Origin of the sequence: Streptomyces lacaronensis, from assembly GCF_047337785.1 — a bacterium.
GTDB lineage: Bacteria > Actinomycetota > Actinomycetes > Streptomycetales > Streptomycetaceae > Streptomyces > Streptomyces lycopersici.
On record NZ_JBLHDK010000003.1, the window covers coordinates 11,800,898 to 11,824,023 of the forward strand.

14 protein-coding genes and 9 pseudogenes are annotated in these 23,126 nt (G+C 67.4%); 14 read left to right on the forward strand and 9 right to left on the reverse strand.

Annotation, left to right across the window (positions count from 1 at the left end):
• The first annotated feature begins 9 nt into the window (after nucleotides 1–9).
• From ACMTAK_RS50600 to ACMTAK_RS50620, 4 genes and pseudogenes are all read left to right on the forward strand, one after another.
• The gene (locus ACMTAK_RS50600; RefSeq protein ID WP_413812457.1) at nucleotides 10–1,158 is read left to right on the forward strand and encodes a cupin domain-containing protein; all 1,149 of its coding nucleotides are present in this window, start codon (nucleotides 10–12) and stop codon (nucleotides 1,156–1,158) included.
• Entirely contained in the window at nucleotides 1,155–2,420 is a 1,266-nt protein-coding gene (locus tag ACMTAK_RS50605) for an FAD-dependent monooxygenase (protein ID WP_413812458.1), read from the forward strand. The genes ACMTAK_RS50600 and ACMTAK_RS50605 overlap by 4 nt, the downstream gene beginning before the upstream one ends.
• Nucleotides 2,421–2,432: 12 nt before the next feature.
• Nucleotides 2,433–3,353 carry a fumarylacetoacetate hydrolase family protein gene (locus ACMTAK_RS50610; RefSeq protein WP_413812459.1) on the forward strand — a complete coding sequence of 307 codons (921 nt, stop codon included), beginning with the start codon at nucleotides 2,433–2,435 and terminating at the stop codon, nucleotides 3,351–3,353.
• A gap of 951 nt (nucleotides 3,354–4,304) precedes the next feature.
• Nucleotides 4,305–4,577 (forward strand): annotated as a pseudogene (locus ACMTAK_RS50620) (IS5/IS1182 family transposase); the annotation flags it as partial.
• Nucleotides 4,578–4,668: 91 nt separating this feature from the next.
• Here ACMTAK_RS50620 and ACMTAK_RS50625 read toward each other — a convergent pair.
• Nucleotides 4,669–5,166 (reverse strand): DinB family protein, encoded by a 498-nt coding sequence (locus ACMTAK_RS50625; protein WP_413812460.1) that lies wholly within the window; start codon nucleotides 5,164–5,166, stop codon nucleotides 4,669–4,671.
• A gap of 47 nt (nucleotides 5,167–5,213) precedes the next feature.
• Nucleotides 5,214–5,312: pseudogene (locus tag ACMTAK_RS50630) on the reverse strand (IS5/IS1182 family transposase); the annotation flags it as partial.
• A gap of 198 nt (nucleotides 5,313–5,510) precedes the next feature.
• Between ACMTAK_RS50630 and ACMTAK_RS50635 the strand changes: the two are divergent.
• Nucleotides 5,511–6,053, forward strand: coding sequence for a class I SAM-dependent methyltransferase (locus ACMTAK_RS50635; RefSeq protein ID WP_413812461.1), 543 nt, complete (start codon nucleotides 5,511–5,513; stop codon nucleotides 6,051–6,053).
• A gap of 477 nt (nucleotides 6,054–6,530) precedes the next feature.
• Here the strand turns inward: ACMTAK_RS50635 and ACMTAK_RS50640 are convergent.
• Both ACMTAK_RS50640 and ACMTAK_RS50645 read right to left on the reverse strand, forming a co-directional pair.
• Nucleotides 6,531–7,944: pseudogene (locus ACMTAK_RS50640) on the reverse strand (ISAzo13 family transposase); the annotation flags it as partial.
• 77 nt (nucleotides 7,945–8,021) lie between these two features.
• Nucleotides 8,022–9,004 (reverse strand): annotated as a pseudogene (locus tag ACMTAK_RS50645) (IS5 family transposase).
• Between the two features lie 469 nt (nucleotides 9,005–9,473).
• Here ACMTAK_RS50645 and ACMTAK_RS50650 point away from each other — a divergent pair.
• Nucleotides 9,474–10,316: a MerR family transcriptional regulator gene (locus ACMTAK_RS50650; RefSeq protein WP_413812462.1), complete on the forward strand. Its 843-nt coding sequence runs from the start codon at nucleotides 9,474–9,476 to the stop codon at nucleotides 10,314–10,316.
• Nucleotides 10,317–10,644: 328 nt separating this feature from the next.
• On the opposite strand, the gene ACMTAK_RS50655 is transcribed toward ACMTAK_RS50650, so the two are convergent.
• Complete coding sequence (locus tag ACMTAK_RS50655) at nucleotides 10,645–10,827, reverse strand: hypothetical protein (protein ID WP_413812463.1); 183 nt, start codon at nucleotides 10,825–10,827, stop codon at nucleotides 10,645–10,647.
• A gap of 22 nt (nucleotides 10,828–10,849) precedes the next feature.
• Nucleotides 10,850–11,001: pseudogene (locus ACMTAK_RS50660) on the reverse strand (integrase); the annotation flags it as partial.
• A gap of 323 nt (nucleotides 11,002–11,324) precedes the next feature.
• Here ACMTAK_RS50660 and ACMTAK_RS50665 point away from each other — a divergent pair.
• The 6 genes and pseudogenes from ACMTAK_RS50665 to ACMTAK_RS50690 all read left to right on the forward strand — a co-directional run bounded on the left by ACMTAK_RS50665 (nucleotide 11,325) and on the right by ACMTAK_RS50690 (nucleotide 16,824).
• Nucleotides 11,325–11,930, forward strand: a complete 606-nt coding sequence (locus ACMTAK_RS50665; RefSeq protein WP_413812464.1) for a dihydrofolate reductase family protein — start codon at nucleotides 11,325–11,327, stop codon at nucleotides 11,928–11,930.
• A gap of 200 nt (nucleotides 11,931–12,130) precedes the next feature.
• Nucleotides 12,131–12,574, forward strand: coding sequence for a transposase family protein (locus ACMTAK_RS50670; protein WP_413812465.1), 444 nt, complete (start codon nucleotides 12,131–12,133; stop codon nucleotides 12,572–12,574).
• Nucleotides 12,507–13,220 carry an ISAs1 family transposase gene (locus ACMTAK_RS50675; RefSeq protein ID WP_413813241.1) on the forward strand — a complete coding sequence of 238 codons (714 nt, stop codon included), beginning with the start codon at nucleotides 12,507–12,509 and terminating at the stop codon, nucleotides 13,218–13,220. Before ACMTAK_RS50670 ends, ACMTAK_RS50675 begins: the two co-directional genes overlap by 68 nt.
• A 540-nt stretch (nucleotides 13,221–13,760) precedes the next feature.
• Nucleotides 13,761–14,804: an alpha/beta hydrolase gene (locus ACMTAK_RS50680; protein ID WP_413812466.1), complete on the forward strand. Its 1,044-nt coding sequence runs from the start codon at nucleotides 13,761–13,763 to the stop codon at nucleotides 14,802–14,804.
• A 168-nt stretch (nucleotides 14,805–14,972) separates the two neighbouring features.
• A pseudogene (locus ACMTAK_RS50685) lies at nucleotides 14,973–15,494 on the forward strand (IS630 family transposase); the annotation flags it as partial.
• Between the two features lie 52 nt (nucleotides 15,495–15,546).
• On the forward strand, nucleotides 15,547–16,824 hold the full coding sequence (locus tag ACMTAK_RS50690) for an IS701 family transposase (RefSeq protein ID WP_413812467.1): 1,278 nt from the start codon (nucleotides 15,547–15,549) through the stop codon (nucleotides 16,822–16,824).
• A gap of 116 nt (nucleotides 16,825–16,940) precedes the next feature.
• On the opposite strand, the pseudogene ACMTAK_RS50695 reads toward ACMTAK_RS50690, so the two are convergent.
• The 3 genes and pseudogenes from ACMTAK_RS50695 to ACMTAK_RS50705 form a co-directional block, all read right to left on the reverse strand.
• Nucleotides 16,941–17,923 (reverse strand): annotated as a pseudogene (locus ACMTAK_RS50695) (IS5 family transposase).
• 197 nt (nucleotides 17,924–18,120) lie between these two features.
• The gene (locus ACMTAK_RS50700) at nucleotides 18,121–18,618 is read right to left on the reverse strand and encodes an FBP domain-containing protein (protein WP_413812468.1); all 498 of its coding nucleotides are present in this window, start codon (nucleotides 18,616–18,618) and stop codon (nucleotides 18,121–18,123) included.
• A 53-nt stretch (nucleotides 18,619–18,671) separates the two neighbouring features.
• Nucleotides 18,672–20,219, reverse strand: coding sequence for an MFS transporter (locus tag ACMTAK_RS50705; protein ID WP_413812469.1), 1,548 nt, complete (start codon nucleotides 20,217–20,219; stop codon nucleotides 18,672–18,674).
• A gap of 908 nt (nucleotides 20,220–21,127) precedes the next feature.
• Here ACMTAK_RS50705 and ACMTAK_RS50710 point away from each other — a divergent pair.
• A pseudogene (locus tag ACMTAK_RS50710) lies at nucleotides 21,128–21,547 on the forward strand (transposase family protein); the annotation flags it as partial.
• Nucleotides 21,548–21,622: 75 nt separating this feature from the next.
• Nucleotides 21,623–22,900 (forward strand): annotated as a pseudogene (locus ACMTAK_RS50715) (IS701 family transposase).
• Nucleotides 22,901–23,126: the final 226 nt, after the last annotated feature.

Sequence of the window (23,126 nt, forward strand, 5' to 3'; positions counted from 1 at the left end):
TGAGTGTGGATGATCGGAGCGGATATGGCGACCCAACGTTTCACGGCACCAGACCCCCTGCTTGACGCGTTCTACAGCCAACTGTCGGAGCACTCGCTGCAGCCCTTGTGGGAGCTGTCCGGCCTACTGACCTCTCAACCCCGAGTAGCGGGCGTGCCCGCCCATTGGCCGGGACGGACGCTGAAGGCGCTCGCCGAGCGAGCGGGTGAACTCGTTCCCGTCGACCGTGGTGGTGATCGTCGCGTGCTCGCCTGCTGCAATCCCGGTCTCGGAGGTGCGCCGTACGCGGTGTCAACACTGTGGGCCGCCGTCCAGTATCTGCGCGGGCACGAGGTCGCCCCGGCGCACCGCCACACCCCGGCTGCGTTGCGCTTCATCGTTGCCGGCGAAGGCGTGTGGACCCTCGTCGACGGCGATCCGCTGCACATGGGCACCGGCGACTTGATCCTGACCCCGAGTTGGACGTTCCACGAACACCACAATCCCACCGGCGATCCGATGATCTGGCTCGACGTCCTTGATCTGCCGGTAGTCAGCGCGCTGGATGCGGTGTTCTTCGAAGAGGGTCCGTCCGAACAGCCGGACACCCGGGTCGCCGAGCGGTCGGCCTCCGAGGCTTTCTTCGGCGGCGGACCCGGTCTGGTGCCAGTTGACGCGCCCGGGACTTCGGCTCGCCGATCGCCCCTGCTCGCCTACCGGTGGCGCGACACTGACCGTGCCCTCGACGCCTTGCTCGACACGTCGGGCGGAACGCACGCATTTTTGAGGTACAGCGATCCCGTCCACGGCGGCGATGTGTTGCCCACGATGCGGTGCGAGATCATGCGTGTCAGGGCCGGACACTCGAGCGATCTCGTCCGGCAGACGGGCGGGCGCGTGTTGTGCGTCCTCCACGGCGACGGGGAGGTCGCGGTCGGTTCGCAGCGGTACCCGCTCGCGCCGGGCGACGTCGTAGCGGTGCCCTCGTGGACCGCCTGGTCGCTGCGCGCCTCTGATGAGCTCGACGTTTTCAGCACCAGCGATGCACCGGTGCTCGAGGCACTCGACCTGATGCGTACGGAGAACCTCAGTCGGACAGCTGGGGGTATACCTTCTGCCGTCTCGACGCACGATGCGACGATGCGTCCCACAACTGCGCGGATTGGATCTCGCGGATGAGCAAAGCGCATCGGGTACCAGCTCTCGTGGTCGGTGGAGGCATCGGCGGCCTGGCAACCGCGCTGTCCCTTGCCAGGAACGGTCAACAGGTCCATCTGATCGAGCGAGCGGAAGAATTCGGCGAGATCGGCGCGGGTCTTCAATTCGGTCCCAACGCCAGCCGCGCGCTCGACGCCCTGGGTGTCCTTGACGACATCGTGCCTGCATCGGTGGCCCCGGCTGAGGCGGTGCTCATGGACGCGATCTCCGGTGAACGCTTGACCACACTGGACCTCGGCGCCGACTTTGCCGCCAGGTTCGGATACCCCTACCTGGTGCTGCACCGGCACGACCTGCTGCAGCGACTGGTCGAGCACTGCCGGCGACATCCGCTGGTCACCCTCGAGACCGATCGCGACGTCGTCGATGTCGAAGTCGGCAGCAGGAGTGCGCTGCTGCGATGCGCGGACGGGTCGTCGTACCAGACCCCGGCGCTCATCGCGGCGGACGGATTGCACTCCACCCTCCGTCGCCATGTGATCGACGACGAGGCCTCTTGCAGCGGATACGTGGCGTATCGAGGAACGGTGCCCGCCGAGGTCGCGCCCCACACCCCGGCCCGTAACGCCATCGTGTTGTGGATCGGACCGGGACTTCATCTCATGCAATACCCCGTCCGCAACGGCGAGCTCTACAACCAGGTAGCCGTTTTCAAGAGCGAGCGCTATCAGCAGGGTTTCACCGAGCCGGCTACGTGGGGCGGGCCTGACGAGCTCGACGCAGCGTTCGCGGCCACGTGCTCAACTGTTCGCAGTGCCGTGGCCCAGGTCGGGCGGGCGCAACGCTGGCCCATGTACGACCGGGCTCCCGCCTCATCGTGGTCCAACGGCCCCCTCGTGCTCACAGGCGATGCGGCACACCCGATGCTGCAGTACCTCGGCCAGGGTGCGTGCCAAGCCCTTGAGGACGCCGTTGAGCTCGGATACCGCTTCGCGGTGCACACCCACGAGGGCGTGGTCGACGTGCCGCGTGCGTACGGGGATTTCGAACGCGTACGTCGGCCCCGTGCTGCGAGGTGCCAGACAAGCGCTCGCCCGTGGGGGGATCTGTGGCACACCGAGGACCCGACAGTGCTCGCTCTGCGCAACCGGGTGTTCTCAATGCGGGCAGCCAATGACTATCACGAGCTCGATTGGCTCTACGCGCCGGCGTCACCGGGTACGTCGGCCCCCGCGTTGACCGTGATCCGACCTGGCGAATCCACAGTCGTCCCGACTGCCTGAGGGGGAGCAGCAATGCGATACCTGTCCTTCGCCGACCCCGCGGGCCCGCCGCGGGTGGGCGTTCTCGAGCGCGGTTCCGGCACCATCCTCGATCTGACCGATCTGCTGCCCGCTCCGCCGAATCCGGCGCAGGGCGGCAGTCCCATGAGACGTCTCATTGCGGCGTCTCGCGACGTGGACGTCGCCGATCTCTTGCCGCGCGCACCAGTCGTCGACGCCTCCAACGTCGTCTTGTTGCCGATCGTTCCCGACCCGCCGAAGATCGTCGCTGCGCCGGTGAATTACCACGCTCATCAGGCGGAGATGAACGAGGCGGCGCACATCGACTCACTGGGAGTGTTCCTTAAGGCGCCGAGTTCGGTCCTCGGCGACCGGGGCACGGTCCGCCTGCCTTATGTCGATCGACGATTCGACCAAGAAGGCGAATTTGCGGTGATCATCGGGCGCGAGACCCGGAACACTTCTGAGGCCAACGCTTTGGATGCCGTATTCGGCTACACCTGCTTGCTCGACATGACGATGCGCGGCGGCGAGGACCGATCAGTGCGCAAATCGTTCGACACCTTCACGCCCGTCGGACCGACAGCCGTAACCGCCGATGAGGTGGGGCGAATCGAGGATCTCGAACTTCACCTGTGGGTCAACGATTCTCTCCGCCAGCGCGCGGACCTCAGGGACCTGATCTGGAGCGTGCCGCGCCTGATCGCCTACGTATCATCGGTGATGACGCTCCTGCCAGGCGACATCCTCACCACCGGAACCCCTGAAGGGGTAGGCCAAGTGCACCATGGCGACAACGTTGAACTCGAGATCACCGGCCTGGACCGCCTCACGGTAAAGGTCGACACCGACGGCGCCGTGCCCTGCCCCACCCGCGGCGCACAGCGCGGACCGGTTCCTCCGTCAGCACCGACGCAGGTTGCCGAGCGGTGAGCCAACCCGTCCCCTAGGGCGTGTTTGAAATGAGGTCACAGCGACTGCCGTATCAAGGTGAGTTGAATGGTGGCTTCGTAGCGGACGGCCAACTTGTCGTAGCGTGTCGCGACGCCGCGGGCCTGCTGGTGATGACCGCGGCCAGGACGTGGAAGGAGGCGTCGACTGTGAGGTGAATCTTGGTGGTTAGGCCGCCGCGCGAGCGGCCGAGCGCATGGTCGTCCGGCTCGGCCGCCAGCCCGTCGGGATGCGTCCGGCCCGTGCCGGGAGCCCGTAGCGCTTCAGAACGGCTTCACTGGTTGCGAGCTGGGATTTTCCTCATGGTCAGCTGGCTCGGTGGTACTCGCGAGGGCACCCGCGCCCAGAACCGCCTGCGCACCGCGGAGCGGATCATCAAGAAGCTCGGGCCTCTGGCTGCCACCGCCTTCGACCGTCCGGCGCCCGTTGTCTACGTCCAGGGCATCGGACACGTGGAGTTTGCGGAGTTCGTTTGCAGCTATGCCGCGAATGAGGCTGTTCTGTGCCATGTCCGTGCCCGTTGCGGCGAGGGGCGGTCGGTGGACGTCGTCCTCTTCGGCAGCATGGAGAACGTCGAGGGGTTCCGGCCCGGTGACGCGATCGACGGCGGCTGGGTCTCATCTGCGGCCCCGGCGATCGAGGAGCTGCTGTGCAGCCGAGGGGCTGAGAACACCTGGCAATGGGACGATGACGAGTCCCGCGCCGTGGGAGCTCTCAAAATCGCCGTTCAGCAGGGAAAGCTTTTCGGACAGGAACACGAAGGGCGTCCCTGGACGTGCGGTTACACCCTCGGCAATGACCGTCAGGGCCTCCGCGCCTTTACCGTGACGGACAACCATCTGGTTCGGCTGCTACGCGTAGCCTTCACCGAGTTCGAGCGCCGGAATGAGGACGGTCGCGGCATCGCAGTTGTGGCAGGCCCGAGCACCTGGCCGAATCAAGTTGGCCGAGTTGGGGTTCACTGCCGAGATCGCCCGCAAGGGTGTGCCCGCCCCGATCCAGGCCGGCAGGCGCTGGCCCGTCGAGCGCACGCATTCGTGGATGAACGGCTACGGCAAGCTTCGGCGCTGCACCGAGAGAAACGGCAGGGTCGTGGACTTCTACCTCTACCTCGCCGCTACCCTCGTCACACTTCGCATGCTGATCTGGCAGGCACGCAGCCGCTACCGCTGGGATGGCCGCCCCACCAGCCGCCGCCTCAAGTGATCCATTCGCCGGTCGGTTAACTGCTCGTTCGGAATGAGTTGAACTCTGGACCTCGCGCTCGGCGATCTTGGTCGGTGGAGCGGCTCTCGCGTCAGGTGAGGACCAACCTCTGCCTGCCGTCGATGAGTTCGCGCACGACGTCCAAGTGGCCGGCGTGGGTGGCGGTCTCGGTGATCACGTGCAGGATGACTTCGCGCAGGTTGTCGAGGTGCCAGTTGCCGAAGAAGTCCGGCCACCAGCTCGGGGCCGCGCTCAGGTCGGCGCCGGCCAGGAAGGTGTCGGCGAGCTTCCCTTCCTTCCGGTACAGAGCGAAGATCTCCTCGGCTGTCTTCTCCGGGGCGGGCTGCCACGCGTTCTCCCCGGCCCCGAGGATCTCTTCGATCGCCGCTTGCTCCCCCGCAGCAACCGCGCGGAACCAGAACTTCTCGTCGTCCAGAGCGAGATGGTGCACCAGCCCAAGGCATGTCCATCCGGACGGCAGAACCGGGCGCCGCAGCGCCTCCTCGTCCAGGCCCTCCAGGATGTCCAGGACGTGCCTGCGCTTGCTGTTCAGGACGCTGAGCAGCGTCGTGAGTTCAGTGTCAGCCATGGGCCGGACTCTATGCGGCCCCACTGACATCCGGCTCACTGAGCGTTTCAGGATGCCGTTCGGAGCCGTCGGAGGCAGATGACGCCACAGGCGAGTTCAAGGAGGCCCTGGTGGAGGTCGGCGCGCCGCTCGTAGCGGGTACGGAGCGCAACTGGGGGGCGACAAGTGCGGTAGCGCGGCACTTGGCGTGTGCGCGGACGATCAACGTGAAATAGTGTGCCAAGCACGCCGTCGAAGGGGCTGAGTGAGGCTGACGACAGCTTCCTCGGGCAGATTCCGGAAGTGGCCGAGTCGCTCGCTGCCCGCATGGTCGCGCGCATCCGCGCATGTGACACTCTGGCCGCATGATGTGGAACGGTGATGAGTACCAGTCCCGGTTTGACCGCATCGCCGCCGAAGGAGGGGATATCCACGGTGAGGCCGCGCTGGTCCGTTCCTTCCAGCCCGCCACGGTCCTCGATGCGGGTTGCGGTACCGGTCGGGTGGCCATCGAGCTGGCCCGTCACGGGATCGATGTGGCGGGTGTGGACACCGACGAGTCGATGCTCGCCACCGCCCGTCGGCTGGCCCCGGAGATCCGCTGGTACCTGCGGGATCTGATCAACCTCGACCTGGGGTTGTCATTCGATGTCGTGGTGCTGGCGGGCAACGTCCCTCTGTTCACCCCGCCGGGAACGGAACCGGCCCTGGTGGCCGGGGCGGCGGCCCACGTGCGTCCGGCCGGGCGTCTCATCGGGGGTTTCGCCCTGGACCGCGGTTACACGCTGGACGACTATGACGCGCACTGTCGTGCGGTGGGACTCGTCGTTGAAGCCAGGTACGCGACGTGGGCTCGCGACCCTTACACCGACGGGAAGTATGCCGTTTCCGTGCATATCAAGCCCTAATGCCCTGTGTTACTCGAAAATACGATTCGATGCTGTGCGCTGTGGGGATGCCCTTCGGTCAGGCAGCCTGGCGATACTCGTTCACCAGGCCACCGAGAACGGGCCGTTGTTCGGTTCGATGGGCCTTGAGGTCGGTGACGTTGTCCGGGACGGGTGGATCGGTACCGTCCGGGGTAGTTGCTTCCGGGACTGGTGGGTGGGTGTGCCGGTTGTATGGTGGAGGCACCGATGCGGTGGCCGAGCCGCATCAGCTCGCCTTGGATCCGCTTGTACCCCCAGGACGGGTTCTCTCTCGCGAGCCGTTCGATGAACGTGGCGATTGCTTCGTCGAGGGGAGGGCGGCAGCTCCTGTGTGGGTAGGTCCATTTCCGTGCTACGAGGCGGCGATGCCAGCGCAGGAGGGTGCCGGGGTGACAGCTCTGTGTTCGCGTAGCCTTCTCGGCAGGAGCGGGACCAGGGCGCTGAGGATCGCGCGGGGTGAAGGACGGCCGCCAGGACCTGGTCGGGGAAGGCGAGTCGGGGCGGGCGGCCGCGCTTGACGTCGCCGTCGAGGGCCAAAGTGTTGGTGAGATCGCTCAGTTGCTGCCCCGGACATGCCGGTCAGGACGGGGTCGGACAGGAGAGCATGGTCCCACTCCGGGGCGGGTTCCTGCGGAGGCCGGGGCGCTGGGTTGGCAGGGCACGGCTGGGGGTGCACGGCATAGTTCCAGTCGCCGTGGAAGGCGTGTCGGGTCAGTGGCAGGGCCGCCATCTCCGCGTCGCCGATCTGGACTCCGGTTGGGTAGATGTTGGTGTCCAGCTCGGCCATGACGCGCAGTCCGGTGCGGGTGGTGGTCGCAGCGATGGACTGGACGATGACTTCGTGGCTGGTCAGCGGGCGGCCGCGCCAGTTCAAGGTGATGTGCGAGAAGAGCCGATGCTCGATCTTGTTCCACTTCGATGTGCCCGGCGGCAGGTGGCACACGGTGATCATCAGTCCTGTTTCGGCCGCGAGCCGGGCGAGTTCGAGCTTCCAGGCCCGGGTGCGGTAGCCGTTCGAGCCGCCCGCGTCGGCGGTGATGAGCAGTCGTGTCGCCTGCGGGTAGGCGGCCCGGCCCTGGCCGCACCACCAGCGGCGGATCGACTCCACTGCGAACGCGGCGGTGTCGTGATCGGTGCCCACATTGACCCAGCCGGTGTTCGCCGCGAGATCGTAGATCCCATACGGGACGGCCTTGCCCAGCTGCGGGTCGGCGAAGTCATGGACGTTCACCGGCACAGGATCAGCCACAGGCCGCCACTGGCGGCCGTTGTTCTTGAACTCGCCGACGAGCTCCTTCTTCTTGGTGTCCACGCTGATCACCGGCTGGCCGGTATCCCGGTGATCACGGGCCTGCTCGTTTAGATAGCGGAACTGGGCATCCCGGTCCGGATGCTGGCTGCCCTCGATGGTCTTGGCGTTGGCCTGCAGACTGAAGCCTTCCTCCCGCAGCAGGTCCGCGACGGTGTCCGCACTGACTTTGTGCCCGCTCCGGGCCAGCTCCCGCGCCAGCGTGCGGGTCGACTTCACCGTCCACCGCAGCGGCGACATCGGATCACGGCGCTCGTCGGGCTCGACCAGCGCCAGGAGGGCCGGCCGCAGCCCCGGATCGAGATCTGCGACCCTCTTGCGGCCCCCGCCCGGCCGCCGAACCCGCCCCAGAGGCTCCTCGCCGGCCTCCAACTCGAACACGCCCTTGCGGACCGTGGTCTCACTCACCGAGGCCGCCCGCGCGACGGCCCGAACACCACCGTGTCCTAGGACACGGGCCTCTGCGGCCATCAGCGGCCGTCGCTGTCGCTCATCCATATGTGGGAACAACACCGCAAACTTCACAGCGAGTTGGGTACGGATCTCGTCCGGGATGCGCATACCACATCAACGAGCCATCGGACGGGAAGCAACACCTTGATGATCTGCAAGCCCTTAGGGACTGTTTCCAGTTGTGATCATTGGGCTTTCAGGATGCTGCTGATCCAGATGGTCGCTGCGCGGAGATGGAGTCCGGCGAGGTAGCTCTCGGGCGTCTTGTCGTAGCGGGTCGCGATGCCTCGCCAGTCCTTCATCCTGTTGATGGCCCGCTCGACCGTGTTGCGGTCGCGGTAGAGATCGGCATTGTGGGTGACGGGCCTGCCGCCCCGGCTGCCTTTCTTCCTGCGGTTGGCGGCCTGGTCCCTCTTCTCCGGGATGACTGCCTTGATGCGGCGTTTGCGCAGATGGGCTCGGTTGGCGCGGGAGGAGTAGGCCTTATCACCGGCCACGGCAGCCGGCCGGGTGCGGGGACGGCCGACCGGCAGACGGACCCGTACCTTGCTCAGAACCGGGATGAACTGCGGGCTGTCGGCGGCCTGTCCGGCGGTCAGAAGGAGCGCCATCGGCCGGCACCGCCGGTCGGCAGCCAGGTGGATCTTGCTGGTCAGCCCGCCGCGCGACCGTCCGAGCAGGGCGGCCTTCAGCCGGGCCCGCCGTCGCAAGCGGATGCGCCGGCGTTCGGCCCGGACCGGATCGCTTTCGCCGTCCTGCCCGCCTTGTCCCTGCGATGCTCCCCCTTTTGCGAGGCTGCCTCCTCGAGTGCGGCCAGAGTCTGTTCGCTGACCCGCATGCCGGCGGCGTCGTGATGGGCCCGCGCGGTGGTGGAGTCCACGCTGACCAGGGACATGTCGATCTCGTCCCTGCGGGCGGCCTCGGCGATCGCTTCGTCCAGCAGGGTCTGGAAGACGCCCGCGTCCCGCCATCGCATGAAGCGGTTGTAGACGGTCTGCCAGGCGCCGAACCGCTCGGGCATCTCTCTCCACTGGCTGCCGGTGCGGAACCGCCAGATCACCCCCTCGAACTGCTCACGCAGCCGCTCGGGGTACGGGCCGAACCTGCCGACCGGCAGGAACGGCTCGATGAACTCCCACTCAAGGTCGGTGAGTTGCGCACGCGTCACAGCACAGTCTTATCGGACCGGCCCCCACCCCGGGGCTTGATCACAACCGGAGACAGTCCCTAGACGTACACGCCGCGGGGCGGGCAGGGGCAGCCGGTGCAGCAGCGCCCCCAGGAACGCCCGGTCGCTGGGCTGAATCGGGCTTTTCTTCTGCCGAGTTGGTGTTCCAGAACCGCGAGCCGATAGCCGTAGTGCAAGGATCTCCACGTCCTTGTCCTGCTCGCTCATCGGCAGCTCACGCTCGGACAGGTAATGTCGCCATGCCCCCGAAGTGGACAGATGGGGAGGGCTCGTTCGCCACTCCGGCCCAGACTGGCACCGAATCCGGCCCCGCCGGCCGCTTGCGCGGCGTCGGGGCCCGTTGCTCGCGCTCTTCGCGAGTATCGTTACGAGGGTGGTGTGTTGTTGCACCTGCCGTAGCGGCATGTGGTGTCGTCGAGGCACCACAGCACGAAAGGCTCCGTCTGCGATGTACCCCTTCGTCACACCGCCCCGCCAGGTCAAGATAGGCGCTGCTGCCGCCTTCGCCGGGACCACCCCACGCGCTATCCGCCACTACCACCAGATCGGTCTGCTACCGGAACCCGAGCGCGGTGGAGACGGCCGCCGCCGCTACGGCTACGACGACATGATCCGCCTGTTGTGGATCCGCAGAATGGCGGAGGTCGGCATCAGTCTGGACGACATGCGAGCTGCCTTCGACGAATCCGGGGACATCGAGGAGACCCTGGGCCGGCTGGAGGAATCCCTGGCTGCCCAGGAGGCCGACATCAAACGTCAGCGCGCGGCCGTCGGGCGCCTGCGGGCTGTGGGCAGCCCGCAGGGCCTGCTCTCCGAGCCGGTGACGGATCGGCTCAGCCACCTGCCCCCTGGCGCATTGCGCGCCTCCGACATGGAGGCCCTGCTGGTCACGGAACGGATCTTCGGTCCGCTCGGCTCCGCACTACAGGCCGGCGTGTACATCGTGCTGGCCACCCATCCCGACCTACGGGCCGAGGAGGACCGTCTCGACGAGGCCGAGGCCGCCCTCGACGACGGCGTCGACCCCGATGACCCGCGCGTCGAGGAAATCGCCGTACAGCGATACACCCACCACATGGCCCTCGTGCAGGCCATCACGGCAGCCGGGCTGGACACGGCCGATGACGAGCTCTTCGAGACCTACGACGCCGACCTGGCAGAGGAGGAGGACACGCAGATGGGCGCCTTGGAGGCGATTACCAAGATGCCCTACGACTTCTCTCCTGCCCGGATGCGCTGCATGGAGCGCGTGGCACAACTCGTCGGCCAAGACGCCTCCGCAGACAGTTGATCACCTGTGCCCGGTACCGACCTGGCCGGCATCCCATCCCGTCCACCTGTACGTGACCGGCCACATCAGGAACCGGTCAATCCGAAACCGAGAGTGACATCTCAACTGGCCGTACGTCGGGATTCCGGACTGGCCGCTGACACCCCATGCCCTCATCGGCCCTGGAAGGCCGGCAACTCCACGGAGAACCGGCTGTTGTCGCGCTTGATGGTTGTCCGTGTCGATGTGCCAGCCACCGAGATGTAGGGAGCTCCGTGCACGGCGTCGGGACAGGGCAGTTTGTGCCGGTCAGCCCACTGTTGGGAAGGCTCTGTTCGAGGTGACGGCGTCATGCCTTCGTGATTTGCAGCGCGCGGGTGTCGGACCAGGGGACCAGCGCGCGTAGCCATACTTGCGGCATCTGGTCGGCCATCCAGTTCTTTTCAGGCGGGCCCTGGTTGAGCGTGAAGCGCATAGTCGGATCGTTCCTGCTGGGGCGTACCACGGTCAGCGGCACGGTGGCGCCCACCATTTGGCCCAGGCTCAGCGAATTTCCGCTGTGGCGATGGGCCGATCCCTGCTTGCTTCAGAATGGTCCAGACAGTGGAGGCCGCGACGTCACGTCCAAGGCCGAGGAGCTCTCCGTGGACGCGGCGGTATCCCAGCCCGGGTTCTCCTTCGCCAGGCGCAGGACCAGTTGGCGCAGGGTCTCTGGTTTCGGTGGTCGGCCCGGACGACCAGGGCGGCTTCAAGTTCCGGGATCGCGTAGATCGTCGGGGCCGTTCACGGGTGGGGCTGAGCTGGGGCTTTGACAGAACTCAAACCGCCGTTCCCAAATCGCGTGGAGATCATTACCCGACTGCGTGCATAGTGCAATTATGTAGGCCTCCGGCCCTCCGAAGCGATGCCGCTCCGCCGACCTGATCGGCTGCGGCGTCACGGGTTTTCTCGTTACTCCACAGCGCGGCCGATGAGTTTGTGGCTCCGGGCCGGTCCAAGCTCATGACACCCCTAGGAAAGGACACCGCCATGTCGGAGCTTCTCGTCGACTTCATCACCTCCCTCGACGGCCACGCATCGGGAGAGGGATGGCCCGGGTTCTGGGGCCTCGAGGGCCCGGAGTACCTCGCATGGCTCGGCGAGCAGCCCGAGGTCACCTACCTGATGGGAGCGAACACCTACCGCCTGATGTCGGGCTTCGCCGCAGGCGAGGCCCCGAATGGCCAAGACGAGTTCAGGCCCGAAGAAGAGGCGTCCGTCGACGAGCTCACGCAAGCGTCCAAGGTGGTGTTCTCCTCCTCACTCGAGGAGCCACTGACATGGGCCAACTCCAAGCTCGTTCGCGACGACGCCGTCGAGGCGGTCCGCGCCATGAAGTCGAGTGGCTCGGGGCTCCTCAGCACGATCGGCAGCCTCAGCCTGTGCCGGTCCCTGCTACGAGCCGGACTCGTCGACCGCTTCCGGGTCGTGATGTTCCCGGTGATCACCGGGGCCACGGGCGAAGAACGCATCTACGACGGCTATCCGGACGTTGCCCTCGAGATGATCGAGCACCGCACCTTCGACGGCCGCATCCAGCTGGTCGAGTACAAGCCCCGCGTGCTCGAGCACCCGCCGCTCGGCGTCCCTGCGTGACGTCGCCCCGTCCGCCGGTCTGGACGGCCGCCAGGCCCCGGCGCCGGCGGGCGCGGAGCAAGACCTCATAGGGGGCGAACGGCCAACGTCAGGAAGCCCGGTCCATCGCCGCTGTGCGGCGGGGGTTGACGCCGCAGCAGAACAGGCACGGAGCCAGTGATCACGTTGGTGTCGAAGCCAGCTGATCACGAAGAGGTCCCGTGCCTGCCCGCTCATCTCCGCCCATCCTTGTCGTCCTGATCGAACCGGGTCCGCTCGACGAGCGCGGAATCGGGCGTCTGCGCGCCCATCTCGAGCGCGTCCCTGACCCGCGCTCGCGCCGCGGCCGTTGGTATCCCCTGGTCAGCGTGCTGCTGATCTGCTCGTGCGCGGTGGTCTCCGGCGCGCGGACCATCGAGGAGATCGCCGAGTGGGGCCAGCGCGCCGCCGTCGGCCTGCTGGCACGGATGGGGGTGCGCCGCCACCTGCCCGGCCGCTACCGTGCCCCCTCTCACCCCATCATCACCCGGATCCTGGCCGCCGTCGACGGCGACGCCCTGGACACGGCCGAGGGCGCCTACCTGGCCGAACGCCACGATCACCCTCGCCCAGCGGGAGGTCGGTGCCAAGACGAACGAGACGGCCGCGTTCCGCCCGCTGCTTGAGTCGCTGGACCTGGCCGGGGCTGTGATCACCTTCGATGCGATGCACAGCGTCAAGGACCAGGTCCGCTGGCTGGTACAGGACAAGGACGCCCACTACCTCGCGGTCATCAAGGGCAACCAGCCGACCGCGTTCGCGCAGCTGACCAACCTGCCGTGGGACGAGGTGCCCATCGCACACACCGCCTCGCAGTCCGGACACGGCCGACGGGAATCCCGCTCACTCAAGACGCTCACCCTCGCAGCGTCCACGGGCGGGCTGGCCTTCCCCTACGGCCGGCAGGCGCTGCGGGTGCGCCGCCGCCAGGAGACCGGGCGCAAACAGTCACGCGAGACTGTCTACGCCGTCACCAGCCTGGATGTCCACCAGACCACCCCGGCTGACCTGGCCGGATACGTTCGCGGACACTGGGCAGTGGAAAACTCCAGCCACCATGTGAGGGACCGGACCTTCGCCGAGGACGCCTCCACCGTCCACACCGGCACCGCACCACGGGCCATGGCATCGCTTCGGAACCTGGCGATCGGACGCCTGCGACTGCTCGGCGCGACGAACAGCGCCAAGACCACCCGGGCGATCCGGGACCTACCCGAACACGCCGCATGGATCATGGGCATCACCGACAGCCCGTACCCTTCGGGAACTTGAAGCCGCCCTGCCGGACGACGGGATGGGTAGGTCCACTTCCAGGCGATGAGTCGTGCGTGCCAGCGCAGGACCGCCCGCGGAGAGATCAGCAAGGCCACTTGTGAACGCCGCTGCTTGCTGACGATCATCCGGAGCAGTGCCGCCATGACGGCCCGGTCACTCCAGGAGAAGGGAGGCCGTGGCTGGGCGCGTCGTGCGATGGCGAGTTGATGCCGGAGCATCAAGGTCTCTGCGTCTTTCGTCGCGCTCGAGCGGGCGAGCAGGGCAAGCCATCGGAAGGTCTGGCAGGCGAGCAGGTAGATCAGCCGTATCACCACGACCGGAATGCTGCCTCAAAACGGCTCGTCGTTCCTGAGATCTGGGCAGGTCCGAAGCAACAGGTCAGCCCAGGTGACATGAACCCCGGCACCCACAGGGATCGACTCTTGACGCGCGCAAAGCGGGACTTGTATTTTGATCCTAAATTGAAGTCACTTCAGTTAATGGCCCATCATGGTGATGGTCGCGGTAATGAGGGAGCGCATCGGGGAAGGACGCACAATGACGACGCTCAATCGGAGGCGTTTCTTCGGGGTTGCTTCGACGGCCGGAGCCGCCGCGACGATGTCGCAGGGTGTCGCTCTGGCGAGCGGCCGTGATGCGCGAAAACCGCACCTCATCGGAGTCCGGGCCGACAACGGCGCGAGCGTGATCGCGCAGAACTTCCTTGATCCGAACACGGTGGACATCACGATCGACTCGGTTGCGCTGGGCCACGCCGCATCTGCGCGCATCATCCTTCCGCGTCGGTTCGGGACGCGGTCCAGTGCCTCATGGCCGGTCCTCTATCTTCTCCATGGCGGTTACGGCGCCTATGTGGACTGGGCGCGGCACAGCGACATCGCGGGCCTCTCCCGTAAGCGCGACGTGTTGGTCGTCATGCCGGACGGTGGAGAACTCGGCTTCTACACGGACTGGTGGGCCCGTGGTGCAGGAAATAAGCCTGGCTGGGAAACCTTCCACCTGGTGGAGCTCTCGCAGATCCTCGTGCGGGGGCTCCGTGCCGCCGACCGGCGCGCGATTGCCGGTCTGTCGATGGGGGGCTTCGGCGCGATGTCGTACGCCGCTCGCCATCCCGGTTCCTTCCGGGCGGCGGCGTCCTTCAGCGGTACGCTCGATATGCTCCACCCGACCGTCGAGCCCGTCTCCTCCGACCCGTACGCGACGTGGCTCTTACGGACACACATCGCGCCGAACGGGTATGACCCGCTCGGCCTCTTCGGCGATCCGACGGCCCAGCGCGCCGTATGGGCAGCGCACAACCCGGCGGATCTCGTAGAGAACTTGCGTGGCACGAAGCTGTTCGTATCCTGCGGCAACGGGCGGATCGGCCCGCTGGATCCACCTGGAACCGATCCTTCCGACGTCTCCGCCCGATTCGAGGCATCCCAATTGCTGCAGAACCAGGAGTTCGTCAAGCGGGCGACCAGCCATGAACTCGACGTGACCTTCGAGACCTACACCGGCACGCACACGTGGCCCTACTGGGCGCGCGAGTTCGAGAAGGTGTTCCCGCTCCTGATGCGGGCGATCGAGATGGGGTGAGTCCGCACCACGTGCAAAGGTCTGGTCGAGCTCTGGAACTCACAGCGTCAGGACCATTTTCTGACCACACACTCGGCTGTCGCGTCCCTGAAGGGTGTCTTTGTCGCAGTACGGTGGCTGGCCAGGCGCTTTGCGTGCCACCCGCTCTGCGCAGCCTGTGCCGGGTCCCAGCCGGTCCTGCCGATAATGCCGGGCATGCCCGAACGACGCACCCATGACTACGTCCGCAACGGGCTGACCACCCTGTTCGCCGCATTCGATGTCGCAACCGGCGAGGTCATCAGTGCCCTGCACCGCAGGCACCGGGCAGCGGAGTTCAAGAAGTTCCTGATCCGCATCGACAAAGAGGTGCCCGCGCACCTGCAGGTCCACCTGATCGTGGACAACTACGGTACCCACAAAACCCCCGCGATCAAGGCGTGGCTTGGCAAACACCCGCGGTTCCAGCTCCACTTCACCCCGACCGGCTCCTCCTGGATCAACCAGGTCGAGCGATGGTTTGGCTTCCTGGCCGACCAGATGATCCGCCGTGGCGCACACCAGAACGTCCAGGCCCTCGAAGCTGACATCCGCGCCTGGGTCAAGAACTGGAACGAAGACCCCAAGCCGTTCATCTGGACCAAGACAGCCGAAGAAATCCTCGACTCCCTCGCCCGCTTCTGCCGACGGATCTCCGGCGCAGGACACTAGTAGGACTCCGTTAGGTCTGTGTGTCGACCGTCTTCGGGGGCACATGGGGTGTATGGACGCACATGAAGTCAATCGTGTTCGGGCGTCGTTGGCGTTATTCGTGGCGGATGTGTTCGCCTCGGTGCCGCGCAAGGACCAGCGGGCCAAGGGTGACTGCTATCTGCGGGGACTGATGCTGGACGGTCGACGCAAGTCCATCCAGGCCATGGCCTCGCGGCTGCCGGACGGAAACGAGCAGAACCTGCAGCAGTTCGTGAACCAGTCCACGTGGGATCCGGTGCCGGTGCGTCGGCGGATCGCGGAGCGGATGGTGCCGCGGATCGGCCCGGACGCCTTCGTGGTCGACGATGTGTCCTTTCCCAAGGACGGCCGGATGTCGGTGGCCGTCGCCCGCCAGTACTGCGGCGCCCTGGGCAAGCAGGCGAACTGCCAGGTAGCGGTGAGTGTGCATGCGGTCAGCGACACCGCTTCCCTTCCCCTGGGATGGCGGCTGTTCCTGCCCAGGGAGTGGGACACCGACCTCCAGCGGCGACAGGCGTGCGGAATGCCGGAGGACGAGCGGCACCGGGAGAAGTGGCGGCTGGCGCTGGATGTCCTGGACGAGCTGGCCGGGTGGGGCCTGACGCCGCCAGTGATGGTCGCCGACGCCGGATACGGCCAAAGCCACGCCTTCCGCGCCGGGCTGCGCGAGCGCGGTGTGGACTACATCACCGCCGTGCGCGGGGACACCAGCGCGCACCCCGCCGATGCCGTGCCCACCGCGCCGGAACGGGCCGGCCGGGCCGGCGCACCCCGCCTGCCCCGCTACCGCGACCCCGCCCGCCCGGTGAAAGACCTGGTCATGGCAGCCGGGCGAGGGTCGCTACGGCGATGCACCTGGCGGCGGGGCAGCCGCGGTGCGATGACCGGCCGCTTCATCGTGATGGAAGTGCGTCCCGCCGGTGTCGCGGCCCGCACAGTGGCCCGCGAGCAGGCCGGCGGACGCGCCGCCTGGGACGGCACCCTGCCCCTCGAGACCCTCCTCGCCGAATGGCCACCCCACCAGGACGAGCCCACCGACTACTGGCTGACCAGCCTGCCCACCGGTACTGCCCTGCGCCGCCTGGTGCGGCTGGCCAAGATCCGCTGGCGGATCGAGCACGATGACCGCGAACTCAAGCACGGCCTGGGCCTGGACCACTTCGAAGGACGCTCCTTCAACGGCTGGCACCATCACGTCACCCTCGTCACCGCCGCCCACGCCTTCCTCACCGAACAGCGCCTGTCCCCAAAAGCCGACACACCGGACTCACCCTCTACCAGATCCTCGACACCCTCCAGGACCTGCTGAACTGCTGGACCGGCATCTGCACCACCTGCCACCAACCCCTGCCCAGCAGAACACACACAACACCAAGATCGAGACAGACCTAACGGAGTCCTACTAGGGACTGTCTCCAGTTGTGATCATTGGGCTTTCAGGATGCTGCTGATCCAGATGGTCGCTGCGCGGAGATGGAGTCCGGCGAGGTAGCTCTCGGGCGTCTTGTCGTAGCGGGTCGCGATGCCTCGCCAGTCCTTCATCCTGTTGATGGCCCGCTCGACCGTGTTGCGGTCGCGGTAGAGATCGGCATTGTGGGTGACGGGCCTGCCGCCCCGGCTGCCTTTCTTCCTGCGGTTGGCGGCCTGGTCCCTCTTCTCCGGGATGACTGCCTTGATGCGGCGTTTGCGCAGATGGGCTCGGTTGGCGCGGGAGGAGTAGGCCTTATCACCGGCCACGGCAGCCGGCCGGGTGCGGGGACGGCCGACCGGCAGACGGACCCGTACCTTGCTCAGAACCGGGATGAACTGCGGGCTGTCGGCGGCCTGTCCGGCGGTCAGAAGGAGCGCCATCGGCCGGCACCGCCGGTCGGCAGCCAGGTGGATCTTGCTGGTCAGCCCGCCGCGCGACCGTCCGAGCAGGGCGGCCTTCAGCCGGGCCCGCCGTCGCAAGCGGATGCGCCGGCGTTCGGCCCGGACCGGATCGCTTTCGCCGTCCTGCCCGCCTTGTCCCTGCGATGCTCCCCCTTTTGCGAGGCTGCCTCCTCGAGTGCGGCCAGAGTCTGTTCGCTGACCCGCATGCCGGCGGCGTCGTGATGGGCCCGCGCGGTGGTGGAGTCCACGCTGACCAGGGACATGTCGATCTCGTCCCTGCGGGCGGCCTCGGCGATCGCTTCGTCCAGCAGGGTCTGGAAGACGCCCGCGTCCCGCCATCGCATGAAGCGGTTGTAGACGGTCTGCCAGGCGCCGAACCGCTCGGGCATCTCTCTCCACTGGCTGCCGGTGCGGAACCGCCAGATCACCCCCTCGAACTGCTCACGCAGCCGCTCGGGGTACGGGCCGAACCTGCCGACCGGCAGGAACGGCTCGATGAACTCCCACTCAAGGTCGGTGAGTTGCGCACGCGTCACAGCACAGTCTTATCGGACCGGCCCCCACCCCGGGGCTTGATCACAACCGGAGACAGTCCCTAGGGCATCTAGGGCAATCTGCCTACTTCAAACGCCCTCTGAGGTCCGGCGCGTAAGACCGGAGGAGCCGTGAGGAGACGGCGGTTCAAGGAGTGGACAGGGGCTCGGCGACGATGGCCGTCGAGCCCCTGTCGGTCTCAGTGGAAGACCCGCTCCACGAACGCGTCGAGGTTGCCGCGCAGGCGCTCGATCTGCTGCTCGACAGTGAGGTACTCCTCCATGCGCCCGCCCGGTGCCGCCTTCTTCCTGCCCCGTGCGTACAACGAGCAGTCCAGGTCGGCGCAGATGTAGAGGCCAACCGAGTTGCCTTCGCGGCCGGCCGGGCCCGCCTTGGGGGCGGTCATGAGGGAGACGCCGCTGCCGGGATGCGTGGTCAGGCACAGCGAGCACAGGCTGCGGCGCAGGAAGCCGCGGTTGCCGGAAGCGGAGCGCAGGGACAGGCCGACGAGTTCATCGGCGCGTTCGACGACGAGATACCTGCGATCGGGCGCGGACAGATCGAACCAGCCCAGGAAGTCCAGGTCGTCCCAGTGGTCGAGGTCCGCCAGGTTCTTGGGCAGGGGGAGGCGTTTGGCCTCGCCCTTCGAGCAGTTGACGAACGAGGTACGGATGTCGTGCTCGGTCAGGGGTTTCATGGAGGATCCTTCGAGGGGTGAGGTGGACGGTGGCGGGACACGACCCCGGCAAGCTAGGCCGGTGCGTCGTTTCCGGCGTGCTTCGGCGTCTTGTGCCGTACGGTGAGGCCCGCTACCAGGGCGGCGAGCAGCAGGACGCCCGCCGAGCACCAGTAGGCGACGGAGAAGCCGTGCACCATGCCTTCGTTGAGGGTCGCGCCGCCGTGGGCCGGATCGTGCACGTGCGAGTGGACGTAACGGCTGGTGGCGCCGGTGGCGATGGTGTTGAGCAGTACGGTGCCCAGCGAAGCGCCCATCTGCTGAACGGTGTTGAGGACAGCCGAGGCCACACCGGCGTCCTGCGCGGGCACGCCGGCGGTGGCCGTCGCGTAGACCGGCATGAAGGTCAGGCCCATGCCCAGACCGAGCAGCAGCAGGGCGGGCAGCACGTGCGGGACGTACTGCGCATGCACGGTCAGGCTGCTGAGCAGCACCATGCCGGCGGCGGCCAGCACCATGCCGGACGACATCAAGGTGCGCGGCGCCGTGCGTGGCAGCAGGCGGGCCGCGATCTGGGTCGCGCCGATGACGATACCGGCCGAAATCGGCACGAAGGCCAGGCCCGTCCGCACCGGCGGGTAGCCGAGGACGACCTGCAGGTAGTACGTCAGGAACAGGAAGACGCCGAACATGCCGATGGTGGCCAAGCCCATCGTCGCGAGCGATCCGGCCCGGACACGGTCCTTGACGATGCGCAGCGGCAGCAGCGGGCTCGCCGCGCGGCTCTGCCACCACACGAAGGCGGCGAGCAAGATCACGCCGACCACGAGCAGCGTGAGCACCGACGGGCTGGTCCAGCCGCGAGGTTCGGCCTCGCTGAAGCCGTACACGAGGGCGACGAGCCCGCCGCAGCCCAGCAGCGCGCCCGGCACGTCCAGGTGCCCGCCCCGGCGGCCGGAGCGGTCGCGCAGGAAGGCCGGTGCGCCGAGCAGGGCGGCCAGCGCGATGGGCACGTTGACGTATAGGGACCAGCGCCAGTTCAGGTACTCGGTCAGCAGACCGCCCACGATCAGCCCGATCGCGCTGCCGCCGCCGGCCAGCGCACCGTAGACCCCGAACGCCCTGGCCCGCTCCTTGGGGTCGGTGAACGTCGTCGTCAGCAGCGACAGGGCCGAGGGCGCCAGGACCGCCGCGAACGCACCTTGCAGGGCCCGCGCCGCGAACAGCATCCCGGGACCGGCCGCCGCGCCGCCCAGCGCGGAGGCCGCGGCGAACCCGGCCAGGCCGATGACGAAGGCGCGCTTGCGGCCCACCAGATCGGCGATCCGGCCGCCGAGCAGCAGCAGCCCGCCGAAGGCCAGCGTGTAGGCGGTGATCACCCACTGCCGGTCGGCGTCCGACATGCCGAGAGCGCGCTGGGCGGAGGGCAGCGCGATGTTCACGATGGTGCCGTCAAGGATCACCATCAGCTGGGCGAGGGCGATGACGGCCAGCGCCCACCAGCGCTTCGGATCCGGTGCCGGTACCGGAGTCGCGGCGGGAACCTCGCGGTCCGGGGAACGGTCGGTGGCCGTGGAAGGGGCGGACGGGAGGGATTCCCCTCCGGGACGTTTCTTGCTCATGGCGATCACGCACGTTTCGTGTCGAAGTGCTGTCGGGACAGCCGGCCAGGGACGGTCGCAGTGGTGACGACGGGCCGGTGTACGCAGCACGGGGACACGGCATGGCGGTGGGGCAGCGGGAACCGCGGACAGCACCCGGGGCCTGCCTCACCAGCTGCGTGTCACTCACGCCGGCGCTCTTGCTGGTCGTGAGGCGGAGAGTGCCGAGATCACGGTGACCAGCAAAAGAAGGGCCCGTCTTCGGGCACGCGCCCCCGCGGCCCGCGCGGCGACGAACCGCGCAGGCCAGGACATCTCGTGACGCGGCATCTCAGGAAGATGCCGAAGACAAGAAACAAGAAGGGGGAAGAGTTACCGCGCGCCGCAGAGGAGAGAGGGCACACGGCCGGAGGCAACTATGGCCGCAACGCATTCGGCACGGTCCATGTCTCTCGCCTCCTTCCGGGCAGGGCACGCGGTGCGTGTCGACGCCGAGCGCGCCGAGCGGGGCGGCAGAGAACCTGCCGCGCGAAATCCCGGACAGGATATCCCATCGACGCCACCGCGCGACCGGAATTGCCGACCGCCCGCGCGCACACGGAAGGGGTTTGACGACGGCCGTCGTCAAACCCCTTCCGTGTGCGCGCCCAGCATGGGTGATTGCTTGGGGTGGAAGTCCCTGGGGGAAGAGGTGGTGCTCACCCCGAGCCGGGAGTACGGGGCGGGAAGCCGTTGACGATGTCTGACAGCTGCTGGTGCAGCCCCGACACGTATGCGGTCTGGCCGCCGCGGGGCTTGATGTCCAGCACGACCCAGGTGCCGAGTAGTCCTGCTGCTCTCGCTCGACCAGAGCGCGGCGTTCCTCTGGGGCGACGTCGTCAGACAGGACGTCGACGACCTCGACGTCAGCTTCCGTGGGCTCGGGAGCGATCCTGTGGGCGCTGGCGAACCCGAAACTCGACGAACGCGAAGTGCTCCAGGCCATGCTCGACGTCGATGAAGACCTGGTCGCCGACCGGCCCGGACTGCTGATCATCGCGGACAAGGGCTTCGCCTCCAAGGAGTTCGACAATGACCTGGTCATGCGTGGGGCCGAACTGCTGCGGCCCTCGTTCAAGCGGGAGAAGAAGCGCAAGGGCGAGGGCCTGCTCAAGTCGGTGCGGCAGCTGATCGAGTCCGTGAACGAGACCCTCAAGGGGCAGTTGGACCTGGAGCAGCACGGCGGACGGACCTTCGAGGGCGTCGCCGTCCGTGTCGCCCAGCGCATCCTCGCCATGGCCGCCGCTATCTGGCGCAACCGCAAGACCGGCGCCCCGAGCACGCGGTCGCTGGTCGCATTCGATCACTGAATACATCGGACTTATTCGTCTAGTAGGACTCCGTTAGGTCTTCCGGTTCGGGCTGTTCCTGGGCATGTTGGATGTGTGGATACACGCGAAGTGAACCGTGTACGGGCGGCGTTGGCGTTATATGTGGCTGATGTGTTCGCCTCAGTGCCGCGCAAGGACCAGCGGACCAAAGGTGACTGCTATCTGCGGGGACTGATGCTGGACGGCCGCCGCAAGTCGATCCAGGCCATGGCCTCACGGCTGCCGGACGGCAACGAGCAGAACCTGCAGCAGTTCGTGAACCAGTCCACCTGGGACCCGGCGCCGGTGCAGCGTCGGATCTGCGAGCGGATGCTGCCGCTGATCGCCCCGACGGCCTGGGTGATCGACGACGTGTCGGTACCCAAGGACGGACATGTCGGTCGCCGTGGCTCCGCAATACTGCGGGGCACTGGGGAAACGGGCGAACTGCCAGGTGGCGGTCAGCGTCCACGCCGCGAGTACCACCGCTTCCCGCCCGTTGCAGTGGCGCCTGTTCCTGCCCGAGGAGTGGGCCTCGGACACCGCTCGCCGGGCCACAACCCGCATCCCGTCCGACGTCGTACACCGCGAGAAGTGGCGCCTGGCAGTGGACATGCTCGACACGCTCGCCGGCTGGGGCATGACGCCGCCGGCCGTGATCGCTGATGCCGCCTACGGCACCAACGCACACCTGCGGGCCGCCCTGGCCGACCGGGGGCTCTCCTACGTACTCGCCATCAAAGCGAATGTGACCGCTCACCCCTTCGATGCCGAGCCCGTGGCCCCGGACCTCAACGGAGCCATCGGCTGCCGGCCCAGCCCCGCTACCGGGATCCCGCACCCTCGGTGGCCGCTCTGGCCACCGGCCTCGGGCAGGAGACATTCACCGCTCTCACCTGGCGGCAGGGCTCGTGCGGGGAGTTACGCTCCCGCTTCGCCGCCGTGCGCGTCCGCCCCGCGGGCAAGGCCGTCGAGCGCCCCATCCGGGCAGCCGCCTCGGCCGAACAGGGCTGGTGGGACAAGATCCTGCCCGACTGCCGGCTGCTGATCGAGTGGCCCGCCGGCGCCGAGGCGCCGACCGACTACTGGCTGTCCAACCTGCCGGCCGACACCCCGATCATCGACCTGGTCCGTCTGGCCAAGGTCCGCCGGCGCATCGAGCACGATGACCGCGAACTCAAGCACGGCCTGGGTCTGGACCACTTCGAAGGCCGTTCCTGGCCGGGCTGGCACCACCACGTCACCCTCGTGACCGCCGCCCACGCCTTCCTCACCGAACAGCGCCTGGCCCCAAAAGCACCCGAACAGGACTCACCCTCTACCAGACCCTCGACACCCTCCAGGACATCCTGAGGTGCTGGACCGGCATCTGCACCACCTGCCACCAACCCCTGCCCAGCAGGACACACACAACACCAAGATCAAGACGAACCTAACGGAGTCCTGCTAAGCGAGGAACACCCCGATCTGGCTGTTCTCGGTGCGTCCGGCGGTGCCGGAGTACCGCCTTTGTACGCCGGCTTCCGGATAACCTGACCGATGGCCACCACGCGGAACCTGTCCCTCAGGCCATCGCCCA

Excerpts from the sequence above, each read along its gene's own strand:
- ACMTAK_RS50600 (WP_413812457.1), top strand. The coding sequence starts at position 10 with ATGATCGGAGCGGATATGGCGACCCAACGTTTCACGGCACCAGACCCC.
- ACMTAK_RS50605 (WP_413812458.1), top strand. The coding sequence starts at position 1,155 with ATGAGCAAAGCGCATCGGGTACCAGCTCTCGTGGTCGGTGGAGGCATC.
- ACMTAK_RS50610 (WP_413812459.1), top strand. The coding sequence starts at position 2,433 with ATGCGATACCTGTCCTTCGCCGACCCCGCGGGCCCGCCGCGGGTGGGC.
- ACMTAK_RS50625 (WP_413812460.1), bottom strand. The coding sequence starts at position 5,166 with ATGGCTGACACTGAACTCACGACGCTGCTCAGCGTCCTGAACAGCAAG.
- ACMTAK_RS50635 (WP_413812461.1), top strand. The coding sequence starts at position 5,511 with ATGATGTGGAACGGTGATGAGTACCAGTCCCGGTTTGACCGCATCGCC.
- ACMTAK_RS50650 (WP_413812462.1), top strand. The coding sequence starts at position 9,474 with ATGTACCCCTTCGTCACACCGCCCCGCCAGGTCAAGATAGGCGCTGCT.
- ACMTAK_RS50655 (WP_413812463.1), bottom strand. The coding sequence starts at position 10,827 with ATGGTGGGCGCCACCGTGCCGCTGACCGTGGTACGCCCCAGCAGGAAC.
- ACMTAK_RS50665 (WP_413812464.1), top strand. The coding sequence starts at position 11,325 with ATGTCGGAGCTTCTCGTCGACTTCATCACCTCCCTCGACGGCCACGCA.
- ACMTAK_RS50680 (WP_413812466.1), top strand. The coding sequence starts at position 13,761 with ATGACGACGCTCAATCGGAGGCGTTTCTTCGGGGTTGCTTCGACGGCC.
- ACMTAK_RS50690 (WP_413812467.1), top strand. The coding sequence starts at position 15,547 with ATGGACGCACATGAAGTCAATCGTGTTCGGGCGTCGTTGGCGTTATTC.
- ACMTAK_RS50700 (WP_413812468.1), bottom strand. The coding sequence starts at position 18,618 with ATGAAACCCCTGACCGAGCACGACATCCGTACCTCGTTCGTCAACTGC.
- ACMTAK_RS50705 (WP_413812469.1), bottom strand. The coding sequence starts at position 20,219 with ATGAGCAAGAAACGTCCCGGAGGGGAATCCCTCCCGTCCGCCCCTTCC.